Annotated in this window: 19 protein-coding genes; 11 read left to right on the forward strand and 8 right to left on the reverse strand. The window is 69.5% G+C overall.

The genetic code is table 11. The annotated features are described in order from the left end of the window. Positions 1-37 precede the first annotated feature (37 nt). A complete protein-coding gene (locus tag KYX17_RS11095; protein WP_243227036.1) occupies positions 38-496 on the reverse strand; it encodes an Lrp/AsnC family transcriptional regulator in 459 nt (152 codons plus the stop codon). Between the two features lie 140 nt (positions 497-636). On the opposite strand from KYX17_RS11095, the gene KYX17_RS11100 reads away from it, so the two are divergent. Next, positions 637-1,863 (forward strand): pyridoxal phosphate-dependent aminotransferase, encoded by a 1,227-nt coding sequence (locus KYX17_RS11100; protein ID WP_283818115.1) that lies wholly within the window; start codon positions 637-639, stop codon positions 1,861-1,863. Positions 1,864-1,925: 62 nt separating this feature from the next. Here the strand turns inward: KYX17_RS11100 and KYX17_RS11105 are convergent, their stop codons facing one another. Continuing rightward, entirely contained in the window at positions 1,926-2,360 is a 435-nt protein-coding gene (locus tag KYX17_RS11105) for an Rv3235 family protein (protein WP_243227037.1), read from the reverse strand. A 116-nt stretch (positions 2,361-2,476) separates the two neighbouring features. On the opposite strand from KYX17_RS11105, the gene KYX17_RS11110 reads away from it, so the two are divergent. Further along, positions 2,477-3,073 (forward strand): hypothetical protein, encoded by a 597-nt coding sequence (locus KYX17_RS11110; RefSeq protein ID WP_243227038.1) that lies wholly within the window; start codon positions 2,477-2,479, stop codon positions 3,071-3,073. A 5-nt stretch (positions 3,074-3,078) separates the two neighbouring features. Here KYX17_RS11110 and KYX17_RS11115 read toward each other — a convergent pair whose 3' ends face one another. Then, complete coding sequence (locus KYX17_RS11115) at positions 3,079-3,360, reverse strand: excisionase family DNA-binding protein (RefSeq protein ID WP_243227039.1); 282 nt, start codon at positions 3,358-3,360, stop codon at positions 3,079-3,081. A 380-nt stretch (positions 3,361-3,740) separates the two neighbouring features. Here KYX17_RS11115 and KYX17_RS11120 point away from each other — a divergent pair, with 380 nt between their 5' ends. The 3 genes from KYX17_RS11120 to KYX17_RS11130 are packed head-to-tail and all read left to right on the forward strand — an operon-like array spanning position 3,741 to position 6,877. Continuing rightward, complete coding sequence (locus KYX17_RS11120; protein ID WP_243227040.1) at positions 3,741-4,100, forward strand: hypothetical protein; 360 nt, start codon at positions 3,741-3,743, stop codon at positions 4,098-4,100. After that, the gene (locus KYX17_RS11125) at positions 4,097-5,374 is read left to right on the forward strand and encodes a P-loop NTPase (RefSeq protein WP_243227041.1); all 1,278 of its coding nucleotides are present in this window, start codon (positions 4,097-4,099) and stop codon (positions 5,372-5,374) included. Before KYX17_RS11120 ends, KYX17_RS11125 begins: the two co-directional genes overlap by 4 nt. A 9-nt stretch (positions 5,375-5,383) precedes the next feature. Further along, entirely contained in the window at positions 5,384-6,877 is a 1,494-nt protein-coding gene (locus KYX17_RS11130) for a sensor histidine kinase (RefSeq protein WP_243227042.1), read from the forward strand. A gap of 77 nt (positions 6,878-6,954) precedes the next feature. Here the strand turns inward: KYX17_RS11130 and KYX17_RS11135 are convergent, their stop codons facing one another. Next, the gene (locus KYX17_RS11135) at positions 6,955-7,203 is read right to left on the reverse strand and encodes a WhiB family transcriptional regulator (RefSeq protein WP_121060093.1); all 249 of its coding nucleotides are present in this window, start codon (positions 7,201-7,203) and stop codon (positions 6,955-6,957) included. 245 nt (positions 7,204-7,448) lie between these two features. Here KYX17_RS11135 and KYX17_RS11140 point away from each other — a divergent pair, with 245 nt between their 5' ends. Then, entirely contained in the window at positions 7,449-7,838 is a 390-nt protein-coding gene (locus tag KYX17_RS11140) for a histidine kinase (protein WP_243227043.1), read from the forward strand. A 2-nt stretch (positions 7,839-7,840) separates the two neighbouring features. Here KYX17_RS11140 and bcp read toward each other — a convergent pair whose 3' ends face one another. Genes bcp through aroA form a run of 3 tightly spaced genes read right to left on the reverse strand, consistent with a single transcriptional unit; the run spans position 7,841 to position 10,697 of the window. After that, positions 7,841-8,311 carry a thioredoxin-dependent thiol peroxidase gene (gene bcp / locus KYX17_RS11145; protein WP_243227044.1) on the reverse strand — a complete coding sequence of 157 codons (471 nt, stop codon included), beginning with the start codon at positions 8,309-8,311 and terminating at the stop codon, positions 7,841-7,843. A gap of 17 nt (positions 8,312-8,328) precedes the next feature. Next, positions 8,329-9,372, reverse strand: coding sequence for a ribosome small subunit-dependent GTPase A (rsgA, locus tag KYX17_RS11150; RefSeq protein ID WP_243227045.1), 1,044 nt, complete (start codon positions 9,370-9,372; stop codon positions 8,329-8,331). Then, positions 9,369-10,697 carry a 3-phosphoshikimate 1-carboxyvinyltransferase gene (aroA, locus tag KYX17_RS11155; protein WP_243227046.1) on the reverse strand — a complete coding sequence of 443 codons (1,329 nt, stop codon included), beginning with the start codon at positions 10,695-10,697 and terminating at the stop codon, positions 9,369-9,371. The genes rsgA and aroA overlap by 4 nt, the downstream gene beginning before the upstream one ends. Before the next feature lie 110 nt (positions 10,698-10,807). On the opposite strand from aroA, the gene KYX17_RS11160 reads away from it, so the two are divergent. From KYX17_RS11160 to KYX17_RS11175, 4 genes are all read left to right on the forward strand, one after another. Then, a complete protein-coding gene (locus KYX17_RS11160; RefSeq protein WP_192900669.1) occupies positions 10,808-11,404 on the forward strand; it encodes a sigma-70 family RNA polymerase sigma factor in 597 nt (198 codons plus the stop codon). Further along, positions 11,401-11,646 carry a zf-HC2 domain-containing protein gene (locus KYX17_RS11165; RefSeq protein WP_243227047.1) on the forward strand — a complete coding sequence of 82 codons (246 nt, stop codon included), beginning with the start codon at positions 11,401-11,403 and terminating at the stop codon, positions 11,644-11,646. Before KYX17_RS11160 ends, KYX17_RS11165 begins: the two co-directional genes overlap by 4 nt. 76 nt (positions 11,647-11,722) lie before the next feature. Continuing rightward, positions 11,723-14,212: a bifunctional lysylphosphatidylglycerol flippase/synthetase MprF gene (locus tag KYX17_RS11170; protein ID WP_243227048.1), complete on the forward strand. Its 2,490-nt coding sequence runs from the start codon at positions 11,723-11,725 to the stop codon at positions 14,210-14,212. Further along, positions 14,209-15,510 carry an esterase family protein gene (locus KYX17_RS11175; RefSeq protein ID WP_243227049.1) on the forward strand — a complete coding sequence of 434 codons (1,302 nt, stop codon included), beginning with the start codon at positions 14,209-14,211 and terminating at the stop codon, positions 15,508-15,510. The genes KYX17_RS11170 and KYX17_RS11175 overlap by 4 nt, the downstream gene beginning before the upstream one ends. 62 nt (positions 15,511-15,572) lie before the next feature. On the opposite strand, the gene KYX17_RS11180 is transcribed toward KYX17_RS11175, so the two are convergent. Beyond that, a complete protein-coding gene (locus tag KYX17_RS11180) occupies positions 15,573-19,256 on the reverse strand; it encodes a multifunctional oxoglutarate decarboxylase/oxoglutarate dehydrogenase thiamine pyrophosphate-binding subunit/dihydrolipoyllysine-residue succinyltransferase subunit (RefSeq protein ID WP_243227050.1) in 3,684 nt (1,227 codons plus the stop codon). A gap of 157 nt (positions 19,257-19,413) precedes the next feature. Between KYX17_RS11180 and KYX17_RS11185 the strand changes: the two genes are divergently transcribed. Further along, on the forward strand, positions 19,414-20,871 hold the full coding sequence (locus KYX17_RS11185) for a GuaB1 family IMP dehydrogenase-related protein (RefSeq protein ID WP_243227051.1): 1,458 nt from the start codon (positions 19,414-19,416) through the stop codon (positions 20,869-20,871). Positions 20,872-20,969 lie beyond the last annotated feature (98 nt).

Genomic DNA, 20,969 nt, shown 5'->3' on the forward strand with positions numbered 1-20,969 from the left:
AAGCGAGCGCCCCGCAGGATGCGGGGCGCTCGCTCGTTCAGGGCGTGCCCCAGTCGAACGACTGCTTGCGCACCTCGAGGTAGACGAACGTCTCCGAGGAGATGACGCCGGGGATCGTCCGGATGCGGGCGTTGAGCAGATCGGCGAGGTCCTGATCGGACGCGCAGACCACCTCGATCAGGATGTCGAAGCTTCCGGCGGTGAGCACGAGGTAGTCGACGGCGGAGATCTGCTCGAGTTCGGCAGCGACGGCGCGGCTGTCGCCGCTGACGCGCAGGCCCACGAGCGCCTGGCGGTGGAAGCCGAGCCGCATCGGGTCGGTGACGGCGACGACCTGCATGATCCCCGAATCCGTCAGCCGCTGCACCCGCTGTCGCACGGCAGCCTCGCTGAGCCCCACGGCCTTGCCGATCTCGGCGTAGGAGCGGCGCCCGTTCTCCTGAAGCTGTTCGATGATGCGTTTGGAGGTGTCGTCGAGATGATCGCGTGCGGCCATGGGAGTCCTTCGGGTACGGGGTGTTACCTCTTCACCGTATCGGCGGCGATTGTGTGAGAACCGTCGAATGACGTGCGGGAACCGCCAGTCGTGCCAGCGGATGCGGATTGGCCCGGCCCCGCCCGGACTATCCTGATCGGATGAGTTCGCTGCGCCCCCTCGATCAGTCCCGGAAGCTGAAGGATGTCCTCTACGAGATCCGCGGCGAGGCCCTGGTGGAGGCCGACCGGCTCGAGGCCGAAGGGCACACGATCCTGAAGCTCAACACGGGCAACCCGGCGGTCTTCGGTTTCGATGCGCCGTTCCAGATCGTGCGCGACATGATCGACGCGATCCCCTCCGCGCACGGGTACAGCGAGAGCAAAGGCATCATGTCCGCGCGCCGCGCCGTCGTGTACCGGTATGAGCAGGAGCCGGGCTTTCCCCCTTTCACCCCGGACGACGTGTATCTCGGCAACGGCGTCTCCGAGCTGATCACGATGACGATGCAGGCTCTGCTGGACGAGGGCGACGAGGTTCTCATCCCCGCACCGGACTACCCGTTGTGGACGGCGATGACGAGCCTCGGCGGCGGCACGCCCGTGCACTACGTCTGCGACGAGCAGAACGGCTGGCAGCCCGACATCGAGGACATCCGATCCAAGATCACCGACCGCACCAAGGCGATCGTCGTGATCAACCCCAACAACCCGACGGGGGCGGTGTACACCCGCGAGGTGCTGACACAGATCGTGGAACTGGCCCGCGAGCACTCGCTCCTGCTGCTGGCCGACGAGATCTACGACCGCATCCTGTTCGACGGCGCCCGCCACATCCCGCTGGCAACGCTCGCGCCCGACCTGCTCTGCCTCACCTTCAACGGCCTGTCCAAGACCTACCGTGTCGCCGGGTACCGCAGCGGGTGGATGGTGATCACCGGACCTCGCCAGCACGCGCGCGGCTTCCTCGAGGGCATCAACCTGCTCGCATCCACGCGGTTGTGCCCGAACGTCCCAGCACAGCACGCGGTTCAGGCGGCGCTGTCGGGTGTCCAGTCGATCGATGCGTTGATCGCTCCGACCGGGCGCCTGCACGAGCAGCGGGATGCGGCGTGGGAGGGCCTGGAGGCGATTCCGGGAGTGTCCTGCGTCAAGCCCGCCGGTGCGCTGTACGCGTTCCCGCGGCTGGACCCGGAGGTGCATGAGATCCGCGACGACGCGAAGCTCGTGCACGATCTTCTCGTGGCCGAGCACATCCTGCTCGTGCCCGGGACGGGCTTCAACTGGCCGACCCCGGATCACCTGCGGATCGTGACCCTCCCGGAGGCCCGAGTGATCTCGGAGGCCATCGAGCGTCTCGGCAACTTCCTGGCGTCCTACCGCCAGTAGTCCGGGAGCCGGCGGGTCACCCGCGACCGGCGTTCAGCAACCCGCTGGCGATGAGAGCATTCTCACAGGAGCGCGAGCGACGTGGCCCGCCAGCGCCGGTCCATGCCCTCCAGGCGGACGGCCACCGCGCGGGTACGTGCGGGACCGGCGACGACCACGACCGCCTCGACGACGCCATCGGCGGGCTCCGAGTGGTGCACGCTCAGGATCGAGTGCACGGGGCGGGCGGCGGCGACGCCTCGCGCGCTGCGGGCGCGGGTGGCGAGGTTCACACGCGTGAGAAGCGCGCGGTAGGTGTCCTCGGTCATCCATCGCGCGAGCTGATCGATGTCGCGAACCCCCGCGAGAGCCTCGAGCACGCCGTTGGTGAGGTTGCGCACCAGCGGCACGGGATCGGGCAGCTCGGACGATGATGTCGGCTGCGGCGCGAAGAAGTCGGCGGACAAGCGCATGAAGCTGCGTTCGGGGCGCGTCGCGCCGGTGGCGATCTGAACCATCTGGGCCTCACATGAATGGGGATCCTGAGCGGGATCAGTAGAGCAGTTCGGCCAGGTCAGAAACGGTTTGTGGAAAACTTCTCATGATTGGCGGGGTATCGGTCTAATCTCGCGGCGTGCGCTGGGAACGCTTCTTCGAAGACCTGCAGGGGCAGTTCGATGCCGAGTGGGAAGCGGAGCGCGCGGTCCTGGACACGGAGGCCGAGCGGCTGCGATTGTCGCGCGTCACGCTGCGTGAGAGGCTCCTCGTCCTCGCCCGCACGGATGAGACGCAACGCCCCGACCTCGTCGTCGATCTGGTCGCCGCGGATGCTCTGACCGGGATGCTCGTCGCGGTCGGCGCCGATTGGATGGGACTCGAGGTGCAGCGACGCAGCGTCCTCGTCCCGGTGGCAGCGGTGGCGGCCGTCGGGGTGGGAGAGGGCGACCTCCTGCGCGCGGCCCGGCCGCATCCGTCGCCGCGGGTGGGCGTCTCGGAACGTATGGGAATCGGCTTCGTCCTGCGCGATCTCGCGCGTCGACGCGTTCCCGTCGCGATGCAGGTGGGAACGCGCACTGTGGCGGGGACCATCGACCGGGCGGGGGCGGATCACCTGGACCTCGCACTGCACGACATCGATGAGCCGCGTCGTTCAGCGACGGTCCGCGGTTACCGTCTGGTCCCGTTCACCGCGCTGTCCTGGGTGCGCTGGGAGGGCGCCGACGTGCTCTGAGGAGTTCAGTCGGGGTTGCGGACGCGCCCGTGACCCCAGAGCTCGGGGAAACTGGCCGCATTGGACTGACGCCACAGCGCCATCCGGCGGGCGTCCTCGGCTTCGTCGTCGAGGTAATCCGACACGCTGGCCTCCTCGATGCGCCACTGGCGGCTCTCGCCCACGCGGACGCCGCGCAGCCTTCCTTCCATCACCAACGCGATGACCTCATCGACCGACACCGCCAGTGCCTCGGCAACGGATGCCGGGGCGAGGAGGCGGCCCTCGGGCGGGGTCGTGTCGGGCATGCCCTCAATTATGCGGTGCCGTTCCGACACCTCGGCGCGGCGGCGCGCCATGTGGATAAGAGTGCTGTGGATAAGATCCGACGGCCCGACCCGGCCTCGGTCAGCATGTACGCCATGACAGCTCAGGTCACGCCCCGCCAGCGTCCCCGCGCGCTCTGGGCGGACGCGCGCTTTGTGATCGGCGTCGTGCTCGTGCTCGTCTCGATCGCGGGCGTCTGGTTCGTCGTCGCATCGTCGCGGCAGACGGTCCCCGTCTACGCGACGACCCGCACGATCGTACCCGGCGAGAGCATCTCGCCCTCGGAACTGCGCGTCGTCGACGTCGCCCTGGGGTCGCTCGAAGGTGCGTACGCGTCGGGGGACACCCTGCCCCCGACGCCGTGGCGACCCGCACGATTCCGGCCGGCGAGCTCATCCCCGCGGCGGCCGTGGGAGCCCCGTCCGAGGTCCGCACCACCACCATCGTCGTCCCCAGCAGCACGGCGATCCCCGCGTCGGTCGAGGTCGGGACGCCGGTGGAGGTGTGGGCCGCCCCGCTCGACGAGGAGGGGGTGCGGCAGGCTCCGCGCATCCTGGTCGCCGACGCGGCGGTCGCGGCGCTGGCGAGCAGCGACTCCGTGATGGCGACCAACGCGCCCTCCGTCGAACTCGTCGTTCCTCGTGAGTCCGTGGCGGATGTGCTCGCGGCGCTGGCGGGTGAGGCGACGCTCTCGGTGGTCCCCGCGCAGGGGGCGTCGTGATCACGCGCGTGGTGCTCGTCCTCGCGCAGCCTGCCGCCCTCGCACTGCGGGAGCAGCTGCTGTTGGACGGGGCCCGCGAGGTGGCGATCTATCCTCCGGACAGGTTCGCGGCGACAGTCGCGGTCGGTCAGGGACCGGATGCGGGATTGTCCGCGCTCCTCGCTACTGCCGACACGTTGGTGCTCGCCGCGCGCGTCGACCAGCTCACGGCTCACACCGTCACCCTCGCGGACGCGCGGGGCGTGCGCGTCCTGCCGCTCGGCGACGATGCGGCCGCCGCCCGTCTGGCGGCGGCTTTCGGTCTCGCCTCACCCGTTCCGGCGACCGGCTCGGCGCGGGATGTGGCGGCCGCCCTCGCCACCGCGTCGGCGTCGGCCGTCGCCCGGCCGGCCGTCGCCGGGCCCCGCCTGATCGCCGTCTGGGGCGCGCACGGCGCCCCTGGGCGATCCACCATCGCCGTGGGTCTCGCGGCTGAGCTCGCCCGCGGCGGCCGTCACGTGGCGCTCGTCGATGCGGACGCGCATGCGCCGTCCCTGGCCATGGCCCTCGGTCTTCCGGACGAAGGGCCTGGATTCGCGGTCGCATGCCGCCAGGCCGAACTGGACGCGTTGGACGAGATCGAGCTCCAGCGCATCTCGGTGCCCCTCGGCGGCGCCGACGTCGACGTGCTCACGGGTATCAACCGCCCGTCGAGGTGGCCCGAGCTCAGTGACAAGCGCGTGCGTGCCGCGCTCGCCGCCTGCGCCGGATGGGCCGAGCACACCGTGGTCGACGTCGCCGCATCCCTGGAGCGGGACGAGGAGATCGTGAGCGATGTGATCGCGGGCCCTCGCCGCAACGCCGCGACGCTGGCCGCGCTGGAGACCGCGGATCACGTCGTGGCGGTCCTCGCCGCCGATCCGGTCTCGGTCGCGCGCTTCCTGCGCTCGGTGGGGGAGTTGCGGGCGGTCATCGGAACGACGCCGCTGACCGTCGTCGTGAACCGGCTCCGTCGTGGCGGCGTCGGCATCGACGCGCGCGGGCAGCTTCGCCGAACGCTGGAGCGGTATGCAGACATCCGCGACGTGTGGTTCGTGCCCGAGGACCGCAGGGCGGCGGATGCGGCGATGCTCGCCGCCCGGCCCGCCGCCGAGGTGGCCGGGAGGTCCGCGATGGTCTCGGCGATCCGGCGCATCGTCGGGGAGGCGCTGCTTCCGCCGGTCCCGGTCACCGCGACCCGACGCGAGCGCCGCGGTCGTCGAAGTCCGCACGAGCGATTGGTCGCCTCCGCATAGGGTGGAGGGGTGTCGACCCTCAGCGATCTCGTCTACGCGCACGGCTTCTCCGATCCCGCCGATGTGGAGTGGCTGCACCGGCTGGCCGGCGACGGGCAGCTCCTGGCGGATCTCGCCTTCGCGGACATCGTGCTGTGGGTGCCCACGGAGGACGACACCTTCATCGCCGTCGCGCATACACGTCCCTCCGGCGCGGCGACGCTCTTCTACCGCGACATCGTGGGCGACCGCGTCCGGCCGCAATGGCGTGCCCAGGTGCGTGAGGCCTTCACGACCGGCCGGATCGTCGACTCCGCGTCGCCGGACTGGTTCGAGGAGACTCCCACGCGTGTGCGCGCCGTCCCCGTGGTCCGCGCTCGCGCCGGGGCGGACTCTCCGGCCCGCATCCTTGGCGTCCTGACGCGCCACACGAACCTCGGTGAGGCCCGCACGCCCTCCCGCCAGCAGATCACGTTCAACGACTGCGCCGACGATCTGTTCGGGATGGTGGCGACGGGGGAGTTCCCCGACGTCGCCGCACCCGCGTCGCCGCGGCGCGGCGCGCCTCGTGCGTCGGACGGCCTCATCCGGATCGACGTGGACGGACTCACCACGTTCGCGAGCCCCAACGCACTGTCCGCGTTCTACCGGATGGGATTCGAGGACGAGCTCGAGGGTGAGCCGCTCGTGGAGGTCATCACGCAGATCCTCCCCGAGAAGAGGCAGTTCGACGAGTCGCTGCCCGTCGTCGCCACCGGCCGCGCGCCGTGGCGGGTCGACATCGAAGCGCGAGGCGTCACGGTGGCGTTGCGGGCCATTCCGCTGCGCGACCACGGCAACCGGATCGGCGCGATCGTGCTGTGCCGTGATGTGACCGAGCTCCGCCACCGGGATCAGGAGCTGATCACCAAGGATGCGACCATCCGCGAGATCCATCACCGCGTCAAGAACAACCTGCAGACCGTCGCCTCGCTCCTGCGGATCCAGGCTCGCCGCACGCACTCGGATGAGGCCCGTGACGCACTCACGCACGCCACCCGGCGCGTCTCGGCGATCGCCGTGGTGCACGACACGCTCTCCGAGGGACTCACGCAGAACGTCGACTTCGACGAGGTCTTCTCACGGGTGCTGAAGCTCGTCGCCGAAGTGGCGGCCGCTCCCACGACGCGGGCTCGTACCCGCAAGACCGGGTCCTTCGGCACGCTTCCCAGCGAGTACGCGACCCCGCTTGCGCTCGCTCTGACCGAGCTCGTCACGAACGCCGTCGAGCACGGACTCGCCGGGCAGGAGGGCGAGGTCGAGATCGCCGCCGAACGCTCCGACCACAACCTCGAGGTCCGTGTCCGTGACACGGGGGTGGGTCTGCCCGAAGGTCAGGTGGGCCGGGGACTGGGCACGCAGATCGTGCGCACCCTGATCCAGGGTGAACTGGGCGGCACCATCGACTGGCACACGATCATGGGCCGCGGTACCGAGGTCACGATCGACATCCCGCTGCGCTACATCGACCGAGGCGAAGTCTGAGAACGACGCATCCGCCGACACCTGGCGCCTGTCGGCGCAGGAACGGCGGATGCGGAATCCGACGGGTGTCGGAGTGCTCAGGAGGCGCGGCGGGCGCGAGCGGCGCGGCGCTTGAGGGCGCGACGCTCATCCTCCGAGAGGCCTCCCCAGACGCCCGAGTCCTGGCCGGTCTCGAGCGCGTACTGCAGGCAGATCTCGGTGACGGTGCAGCGTGCGCACACGGACTTGGCCTTCTCGATCTGGTCGACCGCCGGACCGGTGTTACCGACCGGGAAGAACAGCTCCGGGTCTACGGTCAGGCAGGCTGATTTGTCGCGCCAATCCATGTGATGTTGCTCCTCAGGCGTCGGAAAATGGTGAGAACGGGTGGGTTGTGAAAGAGCCCGGATCGGGGTCCGGTACCCTGTGTGATGTGCGAGCTTGAGCTCGCCCCACGCCGCTGTGGGAGCACACGACGTCGTCAATGGTTCCACAGTGACCAGGGTGAATCAAGGGTTCACCGGTTGTTTTGTGTCCCGTCACCAACTGCATGCGTCCGAATACTGTCCATTCCCACAACTCCCGAGGTGTCATGCGCAACGATCTGCTGAGCCTGGTTGCGGGTGGACTCGTCGTCCTGGAGGGCGTCGCTCTCGCGGGGCTCGCGGTCTGGCAGCTCGTCGCGCTGGCCCAGGGCGACACCGCATCCCCGGCGACGGCGATCGCTCTTCTCGTGCTGACTCTCATCGGGGCCGCGCTCGTCGCCTGGTTCGGCGTCGCCGCGGCACGCGGCAGATCCGGCGGGCGCTCGGGGGGCATCGTGGTCCAGCTGCTGGTGCTCGCGGTCGCGATCGGCGCCGTGACGGGGACGTACGGACATCCGCTCAATGGGCTGCAGCTGGGCGTTCCCGCGGTGATCGTGCTCGTGCTGCTGGTCTCGGCGGCGCGCCGGGCGGCTCAGAACGCCCGGCGCGAGGACTGATCTCAGCCGTCGATGCCGAGGAGCTTGCGGAGCCGGGCGACGTGGCCGGTGGCCTTGACGTTGTACAGCGCCTGCGCGATGCGGCCGTCCGCGTCGATCACGAACGTCGAGCGGAGGACGCCCTCGACGGTCTTGCCGTAGTTCGTCTTCTCGCCCCATGCGCCGTAGGCGTCGTGCACGGCGTGATCGGGGTCGGACAGCAGCGGAAAGGTGAGACCGTCGCGCTCGCGGAACGTCCGCAGCTTCTCCGACGAGTCGCGGGAGACCCCGAGCACGGTGTACCCGGCAGCCGTGAGCGAGGAGAGGCTGTCGCGGAAGTCGCATGCCTGCGTCGTGCACCCGGGCGTCATCGCCGCGGGGTAGAAGTAGAGGATGACGGGGCGGCCACGGAACTCCTGAAGCGAGACCGCGGTGCCGTCCTGGTCGTGGAGCGTGAAGTCGGGGGCGATGTCGCCGGGCTGCAGCTGAGTCATGCTTCCAGGGTAGGCGTTCAGCGGCCGCCGAACGTGGTCAGCAGTCGCTGCAGCGAGTCCAGGCGTGCCGCGCCGCTGGGGCCGAGCTTGCCCTCGGCGACCGCGGCGATGATCGCGCAGTCCGGCGCGTCGGGCAGGTGGGTGCAGCCGCGCGGACAGTCCTCCGCGACGGTGGCCAGGTCGGTGAAGGCGCGCAGGATGTTGGCCGGGTCCACGTGGCCGAGGCCGAAGGAGCGCACGCCTGGCGTGTCGATCACCCAGCCCGATCCGCCGTCGCCCCGGTAGCGCAGCGACACCGTCGAACTCGACGTGTGGCGCCCGCGTCCGGTGACCTCGTTCACGTGACCTGTCGCACGCCTGGCCCCCGGCACGAGCGCGTTCACGAGTGTGGACTTGCCGACCCCGGAGTGACCGACGAAGACGGTGGAGTGACCGATCAGGGCCGCGCCGATGCGTTCGACCGGCATCTCGCCACGGGCGCTCGTGAAGACCTCGATGTCGATGCCGTCGAAGTGCGACAGGAAGGGCGCGGGGTCGGCGAGATCAGTCTTGGTCACTACGAGAAGCGGCCGAATCCCGGCATCGAGCGCCGCGATCAAATAGCGGTCGACCAGGCGCGCACGCGGCTCGGGGTCGGCGGCGGCCACGACGACGAGCATCTGATCGGCGTTGGCGACCACGACGCGCTCCACCTGGTCGGTGTCGTCGGCGCTGCGCCGGAGGAGTGTGGTGCGATCTTCGATGCCGACGATCCGTGAGAGTGTGCCCTCCGTGCCGCTCACATCACCGACCACGCGCGCGCGGTCGCCGGTGACGATCGGGGTGCGTCGCAGCTCCCGCGCACGCGTGGCCACGATCTCGCGTTCCGTGGGCTCGTCCTCGTCGACGAGCACCTGATAGCGACCGCGGTCCACGCCGAGGACGCGCGCGATGCGTGCGTCGGAGTGGGCGGGTCGGCGCTTCGTGCGCGGTCTGTTGGCCTTGGGGTTTGGGCGCGCGCGGAAGGCGGACTCGTCGTAGGCGAGGTCCTCCTCGTCGTCGTCCGGGGGCAGCCAGCTCACCCGGCGGACTCCGTGCCCGCGAGCATGCGCTGCCACAACTCGGGGAACTCTGGCATGGTCTTGGCCGTCGTGGCGATGTCGTCGACGACGACTCCGGGCACGGCCAGCCCGACCAATGCGCCGGTGGTGGCCATGCGGTGATCGTGGAACGCGCGCCACAGTCCACCGGTGAGGGGCCGTGGTGTGACGCGGATGCCGTCGTCCAGCTCCTCGGCGTCTCCGCCCAGAGCGCGGACGTTGTGCACGAGCGCTGCGAGGCGGTCGGTCTCGTGGCCGCGCAGGTGACCGATGCCGACGAACGTGGAGGGCGCATCCGCGAGGAGCGCGACGCCGACGAGGGTCGGAGCGAGCTCCCCGACGGCCGAGAGGTCGAGATCGACGCCGGTGATGGCGTCGCCGCCGGCGACGGTCAGACTTCCGTGACGGCGGCTGCTTCGCGCACCGAACGCTGCCAGCAGCTCGGGCAGCTGGGCGCCCGGTTGCGTGGAGTGGGCGGGCCATCCGTCCACGGTCACCTCGCCGCCCGTGATCAGCGCCGCTGCGAGGAACGGAGCCGCATTGGAGAGGTCCGGCTCGATGGCGATGTCTTTCGCGCGGATCGGTCCGGGCGGCACGATCCACTCGCCCGGCGCCGGGCGCTCTACATGTACGCCTCGGTGCGCGAGGGACTCCACGGTCATGTCGATGTGCGGGATCGAGGGCAGACGCCCGCCCTCGTGTCGCAGGTGCAGACCCACGTCGAACCGAGCCGCCGACAGCAGAAGGCCGGAGACGAACTGGCTGGACGCGCTCGCGTCGATCGTCACCTCGCCGCCGCGCACATGCCCGCGCCCGCGCACGAGAAAGGGCAACGACCACGTGCCGGCATCGTCGATGTCGACGCCGATCTCGCGAAGAGTTCGGATCATCTCGCCCATCGGCCGGTGCAGTGCGCTCTCGTGCGCCGTGACGGTCACGTCGCCCCGCGCGAAGCCGGCCAGGGGTGTCACGAAGCGCATGACGGTGCCGGCCTGACCGCAGTCCACGACGACATCGGCGGGCGCCGTGGTCGCGGGCGTGATCCTCAGGTCGTCACCGAAGGGGCCCGATCCCTCGATCCGCTCGATGCCCACACCGAGGGCGGTGAGGGCCTCCAACATCCGTGCGGAGTCGTCGGAGTGCAACGGTGCGCGCAGGATGCCGGGGCCGTCGGCCAGAGCCGCAAGCACGAGTTCGCGGTTGGTCAGCGACTTGGAGCCGGGCACCTGGACGACCGCGCGCACAGTCGCGGGCGCGGTCGGTGCGGCCCAGCCGGCGAGATCGGGGGAATAGCGCTCGTCGCTCATCGGTTCCACCCTACTGAACCGTTCCGATCGACGGTGAAGGAAGGACGCGCATGAATGCCGTGCTCGAGCGCCCGAAGGTCGCTCGCGGGCAACGCGTAGGATTGCCCACGATGGACGACACCAGCTCTGCCGTGGACACCCGCTCTCAATTCGAGGAGCAGGCGTTGCCGTTCATGGACCAGCTGTATGCGGCGGCGATGCGCATGACGCGCAATCCCTCCGATGCGGCCGATCTCGTGCAGGAGACCTTCGTCAAGGCGTTCTCCTCGTGGGCGACGTTCACGCAGGGCACGAACCTCAAAGCGTGGCTGTACCGCATCCTGACCAACACGTACATCAACGTGTACCGCAAGAAGCAGCGCGAGCCTTACCAGGGCGCCATCGACGATCTCGAGGACTGGCAGCTGGGCGGCGCGGAGTCGACCACCGCTACCAGCACCCGCTCCGCCGAGGCGGAGGCGATCGACCACATGCCGGCGTCGATCGTGAAAGAGGCGCTGCAGTCGATCCCCGAGGACTTCCGGCTGGCGGTGTACCTCGCCGATGTCGAGGGCTTCGCCTATCAGGAGATCGCGGACATCATGAAGACCCCTATCGGCACGGTCATGAGCCGCCTGCACCGCGGCCGGCGCATGCTTCGTGATCTGCTCGCCGACTACGCGAAGGAACGGGGCATCGCCCCGTCTGCACCCAGGAGCAAGAAATGACCGACTGCGGCTGCGAGAAGGCCCGGCGCGATCTCGAGGAGTACCTCCGCAACGAGATGTGCCACGTGGAGCACAGCGATATCCGCGAGCATCTCGAGACCTGCGCGGAGTGCCGCGACGAGGCGCTCGTGGCGACCACGCTCACCGAGGTCGTCGCGCGGGCGTGCAAGGAGACGGCGCCCAACCGGCTTCGCGACCAGGTGCTCGAGCGGCTCCGCGCCGCACAGGCGACTCATCACTGACGCACAGAGTTCTGCTCCCGCGGACCATCCCTGGTCGATAAGGTGACGGCGGCACTCTGAGTCCGTGGGAGGTCGCGTGTCACAGGCGGACTCGTCGCGCGCTCGGCGCCACGTGATCACGGCGGCGCAGGTGCGTCGGTACGCGGCGCGTCATCCGGTCGCCCTCGGCCTCGCCGCCCTGGTCCTGGCCGCGTCGCTCGCTACCGGCTCCCTCTGGGGCGCGGATGTCACGGCCTGGGGCAGCGGCGCGGCCGCGCTCGCCGACGGCCGGTGGTGGTCCCTCCTCGCCGCGCTCGTGGTCCCCGATTCGACGGTCGAGGTCTTCCTCAGCCTTCTGCTCGTGCTCACGGCATTCGCGTATGCGGAGTCGCTGCTGGGTCACCTGCGATCCGCGATCGTCTTCGTGTTCGGCGGGGTCCTCTCGATCCTTCTCGGCGCGACCGCGCACGCCGCGCTGTGGGGTCTCGACGAACTGCGCCCCCTGGAATCGAACGATCCCGCGCTGGATCCGTCGATGGGGATCTTCGCCGCCGTGCTGGCGGCATCCGCGCTCGCGTCCGCACTCTGGCGGCGGCGCATCAGACTCGTCGCGCTCGCCACCGTCGTTATGTTCGCGCTCTACGCGGGCGACGCCGACTCCTGGTATCGGTTGATCGCAGCGCTGCTGGGCTTGGCGGCCGGCTCGCTCCTGGCGCGGCGGAGGCCGCGGCTGGACTGGCATCGATCCTCGTCGCGCGAGGTGCGCGCGCTCATGGCGGTGCTCGTGGCGATCACCGGTCTCGGGCCGCTCGCCGCAGTGATCGCCGGCGGCGGACGGGGCCCGTTCTCCCTCGTGGCCTCGTCGTTCCTCGCCTTCGACGAGCATCTCGTCGATCGGTGCGAGGTGAGCTACCGACCGGTGTGCGACCACGAGTTCGCGCTCGTGCTCACACGCGGCGTCGGTCCCGTGCTCCTCGCCCTCGTTCCGCTCGCGCTGCTGATCGTGGCCGCACTGGGTCTTCGACGCGGACGCCGGGCGGGCCTGGTCCTGGCCGTCTGCGTCCAGGGCGCGCTGGCCGTGCTCGCCCTCTACGCGCTCGTCAGCGGCGAGCTGGCGATCGAGCCCTGGGCCGATGGATCCGGGCTCGAGTACGTGCTGTGGGCGGTCGCCTCCATCGGTGTGCCCGTCGCGAGCGCCACGACCCTGATCCTCGTGCGCCACCGGTTCCCGGTGCGTGCGACCCGCCACGCCGCCCGGACATTCGCGGCGACCGTGCTGATCGCCTTTCTCGCCTGCGGTGCCCTCTTCGTGGCGAGCGAGACCCTGCTCCGTCAGTCGTTCGATGTGACTCCGACGCTCACGGACATCGTGGTGGAGTCGTGGCGCAGGTTCGTGCCGCCCGCCTTCCTGCAGGGCATCGGACAGCCGCCCTTCCCGCGTCACGGCGCCGCGCTGTGGATCTATCAGTGGGTGGGCGTCGTGTTCTGGGCGATCGTCGTGCTCGCTCTCGTCCGCCTCTATCGAAGCGTCCGTCCGCCCGAGGATGCGGACGCGCGCCTCTACCGCGATCTGCTGCGCCGCGGCGGCGGCACCCTCTCGTTCCTCGGAACCTGGCGCGGAACGCGCTACTGGTACAGCGCGGACCGCGCCTGCGCGGTCGCGTACCGGCTCGTGGGTGACGTCGCCCTGGCGGTCGGCGACCCGCTCGCACCGCACGGAGAGCAGGCGCGGGCCATCAGGGGCTTCGTCGACTTCTGCGCAGAGTCGGGGTGGACGGCGGCGTTCTACAGCATTCACGACGAGGCACTTCCGGTCTTCGACGACATGGGATGGAAGTACATCTCCGTGGGGGAGGAGACCGTGCTGGTCGCCTTCGAGGTGACCCTCGAGGGCAAGCAGTGGCAGAAGGTGCGCCAGCCCGTCACCCGCGCGGAACGCGAGGGTATGACGGCGGTCTGGACGCGGTGGGCCGACCTCAGCGCCGCCGAGCGTTCGCAGATCCGCGAGATCGACGAGCAATGGGTCGCGGATAAGGCGTTGCCGGAGATGGGGTTCACTCTGGGCACCTTGGAGGAGATCACCGACCCGGAAGTGGCGTTGCTGCTCGCGGTCGACGACGCCGACCGCATCCAGGTCGTGACGAGCTGGATGCCCTCCTGGCGTGACGGCGTGCCGAGCGGATGGACGCTCGATTTCATGCGCCGCCGCGCCGACGGGCCCAACGGTCTGATGGAGTTCGCGATCGCGCGTGCGGCCCAGCAGGCCGCGGCCGACGGGGTGGGGGAGCTCAGCCTCTCGGGCGCTCCGATGGCGGTCAAACCCGACGTCGAGGCACCCGGCGACACGACGATCCTCTCGGGAGTGCTCGGCTGGCTGGCTCAGACCCTCGAGCCCGCGTACGGCTTCGACTCTCTCTTCCGGTTCAAGCGGAAGTTCCATCCTCGGTATCGCACGATCTGGCTGGCCTACGGCGACCCGGTCGATCTCCCGCGGATCGGCACCGCGATTGGTCGGGCCTACCTGCCCGACGCCACTGTTCGTGATGTGCTGGCGCTGCTGCGCAGTGCTCGAGGAGGAGACAGATGATCCAGTGGCTGCTGACACTCGAACTCATCAACAGCCCGCTGCGATGGGTCGTCTGGTCGTTCGTCGCCGTGTGCGCGCTCGTCCTGCTCGTCGTGCCGCCACGCCGCATCCGCCGTCTGCTGATCACCGCGGCGGTGGGCGCCGTCATCGGCTACGCCGGTACCCACCTCCTGGAGGCGTGGGACGTGTTTCAGGGTCCCCTTCCGGTGCATGCCGCCGTATGGATCGCGGTGGGCGTCGCGACAGTGGCCATGGGCGCGGCGGGACTGTTCATCCGACCGTGGTGGCGTCGGGTGGTGGCGGGGTTGCTGATCGTCGCCGGTGCGATCGGAATGGGGCTGAGCGTCAACGCCGCCTATGGGCTCACCGGCAACCTCGCGGCGATTCTCGGCATCCAGGCGTTGGATAGCGCACCGCTGCCCGGGACCTCTGCCGCTTCGGGAGACGCCGCCACCCTCTACCAGACGTGGACACCGCCCGCCGGCATGCCCTCGACGGGTCGGGTGAGTGCGCTGTCGGGCGACCAGAGGATCCCCGCCACCGGCTTCCAGGCGCGAGATGCGGCGTTGTACCTGCCGCCCGCGGCTCTCGTTCCGAACCCGCCGCGCCTTCCGCTTCTGGTGTTCATGATGGGCCAGCCCGGCACTCCCGACCCGACTGTGCTGGCCAAGAGCCTGGACGCCTTCGCCGCCGCGCACAACGGACTCGCCCCGATCGCGATCGTCGCCGATCAACTCGGCTCGGTCAACGTCGACCCCGCGTGCGCGGATTCCGCGACGTACGGGAAGGTCTCGACGTATCTCAACGTCGATGTCCCCGCATACGCGCGGGCGCACCTGAACATCGTCGACGACCCGGCGTACTGGGTCATCGGCGGTTACTCGAACGGGGGAGCATGCGCTCTCATGTATGGCGCCCAGTTCCCGCAGACATGGGGCAACATCATGGACATCTCGGGCAACGAGTACCCCGGCTCGGAACACGTCGATCAGACCGTCAAGGACGTCTTCGGCGGGAATCGAGCAGCGTTCGACGCCGCCACCCCGGCTGCTCTACTCGCCGCACATCCGGGCCAGTACGACGGACATGCGGCCGTCTTCACGCACGGGGAGCAGGACGGGCAGTTCGGTCCGGGGCAGGTGGCGAATGCCGCGCGTGCGCACGCGGCGGGGTTCGCGGTGCTCACCGAGACCATCCCGGGAGAGGGACACACGGGACCCGTGCTCCAGAAGGGACTCGACTACGCGATCGCCGCACTGGCGCCTCGTCTCGGTCTCGCGGCGCCCGTGACGGGGTGAGCTTCTGCGCACACGTGAAGGCGGGCCCCGGAATCCCGGGGCCCGCCTTCACATGATCGGACTCAGAACGTGAGCGCGCGGCGCAGGAGTTCCGCCTGCTCGATCTGGTGCATCTTCGCGGAGCCGGCAGCGGGTGAGGCGGATGCGGCCCGCGAGACGACACGGATCGTACGGTCGTGCAGGTGCTTGACGACCTCGAGCGCGATGAAGGGCCATGCGCCCTGGTTCTCGGGCTCTTCCTGGACCCACACGAGCTCCGCGTTCGGATAGCTGTCGATGACGGCGTTCAGCTCGTCGATCGGGGCGGGGTAGTACTGCTCCACACGGACCAGCGCGACACGGTCGTCAGGGTTCTTGTCGAGCTCCGAGCGCAGATCCCAGTGGATCTTGCCGGCGTGCAGGAGCACCCGCGTGACGGCGTTCTTGTCGATGCCGCGCTCGTCGTCCAGCACCGGCTCAAACTTGCCCTGCGTGAACGCCTCGACCGGGCTGACCGCGTCGCGCAGACGCAGCATGGCCTTCGGGGTGAACACCACGAGCGGACGGCGCGGCTGGGCGTACGCCTGACGGCGCAGCAGATGGAAGTAGGACGCGGGCGTCGAGGGACGTGCGACCGTCATGTTGTCTTGCGCGCACATCTGCAGGAAACGCTCGATGCGTGCGGACGAGTGGTCGGGGCCGGCGCCCTCATAGCCATGCGGGAGCAGCAGGACCACGCTCGACTGCTGGCCCCACTTCTGATCCGCAGACGAGAGGTAGGTGTCGATCACGGTCTGGGCGCCGTTCGCGAAATCGCCGAACTGCGCCTCCCACAGCACCAGGGCATCCGGGCGCTCCACCGAGTACCCGTACTCGAAGGCGACGGCCGCATACTCGCTGAGCAGCGAGTCGTAGACGAAGAAGCGCCCCTGGCCCTCGCTGAGATTCGTCAGCGGTAGCCATTCCTGACCGTTGTTGCGGTCGTGGAAGACGGCGTGGCGCTGCACGAACGTGCCGCGGCGCGAGTCCTGGCCCGCCAGGCGCACCGGCGTTCCCTCGACGAGGAGCGAGCCGAACGCGAGCAGTTCACCGAAGGCCCAGTCGATACCGCCAGAACGGCTCATGGTGTGCCGCTTGTCGAGCAGCTGCTGCAGCTTGGCGTGCACCGTGAAGCCGTCGGGCTTGTTCACGAAGGCGTCGCCGATCAGCTGCACGACATCCGTCGACACGCCGGTGGTCTCGGGTTCGCCCACGGCCCGCTCGACCTCGACGCTCTCGGCCACCACCGGGTGGGTGCCGGTCTCGGCCTCGTGCGTCTCGGCGAACGCCACCTCCAGGCGGTCCTGGAAGTCGCGCTTGGCCTGCTCGTACTCTTCCTCGGTGATGTCGCCGCGACCGACGAGCGACTCCGTGTAGAGCCGGCGGACCGAACGCTTCGCCTCGACGAGGTTCGTCATGAGCGGCTGCGTCATCGACGGGTCGTCACCCTCGTTGTGACCGCGGCGGCGGTAGCTGACGAGATCGATAACGATGTCGCGGTGGAACTCCTGGCGGTACCGGAAGGCGAGCTCTGCCGCGCGCACGACCGCCTCCGGGTCGTCGCCGTTCACATGGAGGATGGGGGCCTGGATGGTCTTGGCCACATCCGTCGCGTAGACCGAGGTGCGTCCATCGACCGGCAGCGTCGTGAATCCGAGCTGGTTGTTGATGACCACGTGCACGGTGCCGCCGGTGCGGTACCCGCGCAGCTGCGACATCTGCAGCGTCTCGACGACGACGCCCTGACCGGCGAAGGCCGCGTCGCCGTGGACCAGGATGGGCAGCCAGGCGAAGGTGCCGATGGGCTTGCGGTCCTGCTTGGCGCGCACAATGCCCTCGAGCACCCCGTCGACAGTCTCGAGATGCGAGGGGTTGGCGGCGAGGATCACGGGAAGCTCCGTGCCCGCATCCGACTGGAACGTGCCCTCGGTGCCCAGGTGGTACTTCACGTCGCCCGAGCCGCGCTTGTTGCCGGGCAGGCTCGTGCCCTCGAACTCGCGGAAGACCTGGCCGTAGGTCTTACCGGCGACGTTGGTCAGCACGTTCAAGCGGCCGCGGTGCGCCATACCGATGGCCGCGCCGTCGAGGCCCGCGGAGGCCGCGCCCTGCAGGATCTCATCGAGCAGCGGGATGACCGACTCGCTGCCCTCGAGGCTGAACCGCTTCTGCCCCACGTACTTGGTCTGCAGGAACGTCTCGAACGCCTCGGCCTGATTGAGCTTGGAGAGGATGCGCAGCTGCTCGTCGTGGCCGGGCTTCTGGTACTTCACCTCGACGTTGTCCTGGAACCACTTGCGCTGCACCGGGTCCTGGATGTGCATGTACTCGATGCCGAGCGTGCGGCAGTAGGAGTCGCGCAGCACGCCGAGGATGTCGCGGAGCTTCATCTGGCGCTTGCCGCCGAAGCCGCCGACCACGAACTCGCGGTCGAGGTCCCAGAACGTGAGGCCGTGGCTCTCGATCTCGAGGTCGGGGTGCGTGCGCTGCACGTACTCGAGCGGGTCGATGTCCGCCATCAGATGGCCGCGCACCCGGTACGAGTTGATGAGCTCCTGGACGCGCGCGCCCTTGTCGATGCGCTCGGCCAGGTCGACGTTGATGTCACTGGCCCAGTGGATGGGGGCGTAGGGGATGCGCAGCGCCGCGAAGATGCCCTCGTAGAAATCGCGCTGCCCGATCAGCAGCTCGTGGACCTTCTTGAGGAACTCGCCGGAGCCGGCGCCCTGGATCACGCGGTGGTCGTAGGTGCTCGTCAGGGTGATGGTCTTGCCGATGCCGAGCTCGACGAGCGTCTTCTCGCTCGAGCCCTGGAACTCCGCGGGGTACTCGAGGGCGCCGGCACCGATGATGCAGCCCTGGCCCTTCATGAGGCGGGGCACCGAGTGCACGGTGCCGATGCCGCCCGGGTTGGTGAGCGACAGTGTGGTGCCCTGGAAATCGGCCGCCGTCAGCTTGTTCGTACGGGCGCGCTTGACGAGGTCTTCGTAGGAGGCGAGGAACTCGTTGAACGTGAGGGATTCGGCGCGCTTGATGCTCGGCACCATGAGAGCGCGCGTGCCGTCGGGCTTGGGGAGGTCGATCGCGATGCCCAGATTGATGTGGGCAGGAGCGACGACCGAGGGCTTGCCGTCGACCTCGGCGTAGAAGACGTTCTGGCTCGGGAACTCCTTCAAGGCCTGGATGAGCGCCCAGCCGATGAGGTGCGTGAAGCTCACCTTGCCGCCGCGGGTACGGGACATGTGGTTGTTGATGACGATGCGGTTGTCGATCATCAGCTTCGCCGGGACCGTGCGCACGCTCGTCGCGGTGGGCACCGTCAGCGACTCGTCCATGTTGGCGGCGAGGGTCTTCGTCATCCCCTTGAGGGTGGTGACGACGTCCTCCTGCACCTCGCCCGCCGGGTCTGAGGGCTGCGCCTTGGGAACCTGCGCCGGGATCGGCTGCGGCTTGGCCGGCTTTCCGGTCGTGCGCGCGACCGGCTGCGAACCGATCACGGGGATCGGTGCGGTCACGGGATGAGGCTCGGATGCGGCGGGCGCCGCGGGTGCGGCCTTGGCGGCGCCGCCCGATCCGGCCTGCGAGTGGTAGGCCTCCAGGACCGGCCACCAGGACTTGTCGACCGAGTTACGGTCGACAAGGAACTGTTCGTAGAGTTCCTCGACGAGCCATTCATTGGCTCCGAACTCTCCTTCGTTCGATACTCCGACGCCCGTCACCTGGCTCGACACTCTCGATCGCCCGCTTTCGTGAGATTCATCCGCAATGCGGGGCCGACGTGGGCCCACACGCACGACACGCAAGCCTAGTCGAGTATCCGAGGGTTCGCTCCCGGCGCGTCGCGGTTGACAGCCTCGGCGGAGTGTGGGCGGCGTACGCTCTGCAGACATGGAGTTCTACGGCGCGCAACCAGAGACCGACCTCACCTACTCCGACGTCTTCCTGGTGCCTCGGCGCTCGGATGTGACGAGCCGCCTGGACGTGGATCTCTCGCCGCGCGACGGCACCGCGATGCGCATCCCCCTCGTCTCGGCCAACATGAACTCCGTCACCGGCGCGCGGCTCGCGGCGACACTCGCTCGGCGCGGCGGGCTGGGTGTGCTCCCGCAGGACATGCCGCTGCAGGAGCTCGATGCCGCCATCCGGTGGGTGAAGCGTCAGCCGGTGCCCTGGGACACCCCGATCGTGCTGCCTCCGACGGCGACGGCGGCGGACGCCGCCAAGCTCCTGCCCGCGACGGAGGGATACGGCATCGTCGTGGCCGATCCGTCGGCCGCATCCCTCGACCTCGCCGACGTCGTCGGCGTCGTGCCCGCCACGCGCCTCGCGACCGCGCTGGCGGATGCGACCCTGGGTGACCTCGTGCGCGCGCGACCGGTCGCGATCGACGCGGACGACGTCTCCGACCCGCGGCAGGCGTTCGACCTGATCGTCGCGGCGGATGCGGAGACCGTGTGCGTGGTGGAGCGGGGCCATCTCGTCGGAACGCTCTCGCGGCGCAGCGCCCTGCGCTCGACGCTCTACAGCCCCGCGGTGGATGCGGACGGGCGTCTGATCGTCGCCGCGGCCGTCGGCATCAACGGCGACGTCGTCGCCAAGGCGCGCGCCCTGGCCTCCGCCGGTGTCGATGTGCTCGTGCTCGACACCGCCCACGGACACCAGGAGGGCATGCTCCGCGCCCTGCGCGCGGTCGCGGATCTGGGCCTGGGACTTCCTCTCGTGGCGGGCAACATCGTCACCGCGGACGGCGTGCACGATCTCGTCACTGCGGGCGCGTCGATCTTGAAGGTCGGTGTGGGGCCCGGGGCCATGTGCACCACGCGCATGATGACCGCCGTCGGACGTCCGCAGTTCTCGGCCGTGCTGGAGACCGCGTCGGCGGCGCGTGAGCTCGGCGCGCACGTGTGGGCGGACGGCGGCGTCCGCTACCCGCGGGACGTGGCGCTCGCGCTGGCGGCGGGTGCCGCATCCGTCATGGTCGGCTCCTGGTTCGCCGGAACGATCGAGGCGCCCGGCGAGCTGTTCGCGGACGCGCGGGGGCGCGTCTACAAGGAGTCTTGGGGGATGGCCTCGACGAAGGCGGTGCACGCGCGGTTCGGTGGCCTGGACGCGTACGAGCTCGCGCGCAAGGAGCTGTTCGCCGAGGGGATCTCGTCATCGAAGATCTACCTCGACCCGCTGCGGCCGGGGCTCGAGGATCTGCTCGACATGATCACGTCGGGCGTGCGGTCCTCCTTTACCTACGCGGGGGCGGCGACGGTGCCCGAGTTCCACGAGCGCGCGCTCGTGGGGCTGCAGTCGGCCGCCGGCTACGAGGAGGGCAAGGCCCTTCCCGTCAGCTGGTGACCCGTCAGGGCTCGAGTCCTCCATGCCCGAGTTGCGTCGCATATGCGCAGATGCGCCACTTTTCCGCATCCGCCACAGGTAATGACAGGCGCGGTTGC

Source organism: Microbacterium sp. CIAB417, from assembly GCF_022788845.1.

Bases quoted from the DNA above. Each gene is read 5' to 3' on its own strand.
- KYX17_RS11095 (WP_243227036.1), bottom strand. From the start codon at position 496: ATGGCCGCACGCGATCATCTCGACGACACCTCCAAACGCATCATCGAA.
- KYX17_RS11100 (WP_283818115.1), top strand. From the start codon at position 637: ATGAGTTCGCTGCGCCCCCTCGATCAGTCCCGGAAGCTGAAGGATGTC.
- KYX17_RS11105 (WP_243227037.1), bottom strand. From the start codon at position 2,360: ATGGTTCAGATCGCCACCGGCGCGACGCGCCCCGAACGCAGCTTCATG.
- KYX17_RS11115 (WP_243227039.1), bottom strand. From the start codon at position 3,360: ATGCCCGACACGACCCCGCCCGAGGGCCGCCTCCTCGCCCCGGCATCC.
- KYX17_RS11135 (WP_121060093.1), bottom strand. From the start codon at position 7,203: ATGGATTGGCGCGACAAATCAGCCTGCCTGACCGTAGACCCGGAGCTG.
- KYX17_RS11140 (WP_243227043.1), top strand. From the start codon at position 7,449: ATGCGCAACGATCTGCTGAGCCTGGTTGCGGGTGGACTCGTCGTCCTG.
- bcp (WP_243227044.1), bottom strand. From the start codon at position 8,311: ATGACTCAGCTGCAGCCCGGCGACATCGCCCCCGACTTCACGCTCCAC.
- aroA (WP_243227046.1), bottom strand. From the start codon at position 10,697: ATGAGCGACGAGCGCTATTCCCCCGATCTCGCCGGCTGGGCCGCACCG.
- KYX17_RS11160 (WP_192900669.1), top strand. From the start codon at position 10,808: ATGGACGACACCAGCTCTGCCGTGGACACCCGCTCTCAATTCGAGGAG.
- KYX17_RS11165 (WP_243227047.1), top strand. From the start codon at position 11,401: ATGACCGACTGCGGCTGCGAGAAGGCCCGGCGCGATCTCGAGGAGTAC.
- KYX17_RS11175 (WP_243227049.1), top strand. From the start codon at position 14,209: ATGATCCAGTGGCTGCTGACACTCGAACTCATCAACAGCCCGCTGCGA.
- KYX17_RS11185 (WP_243227051.1), top strand. From the start codon at position 19,414: ATGGAGTTCTACGGCGCGCAACCAGAGACCGACCTCACCTACTCCGAC.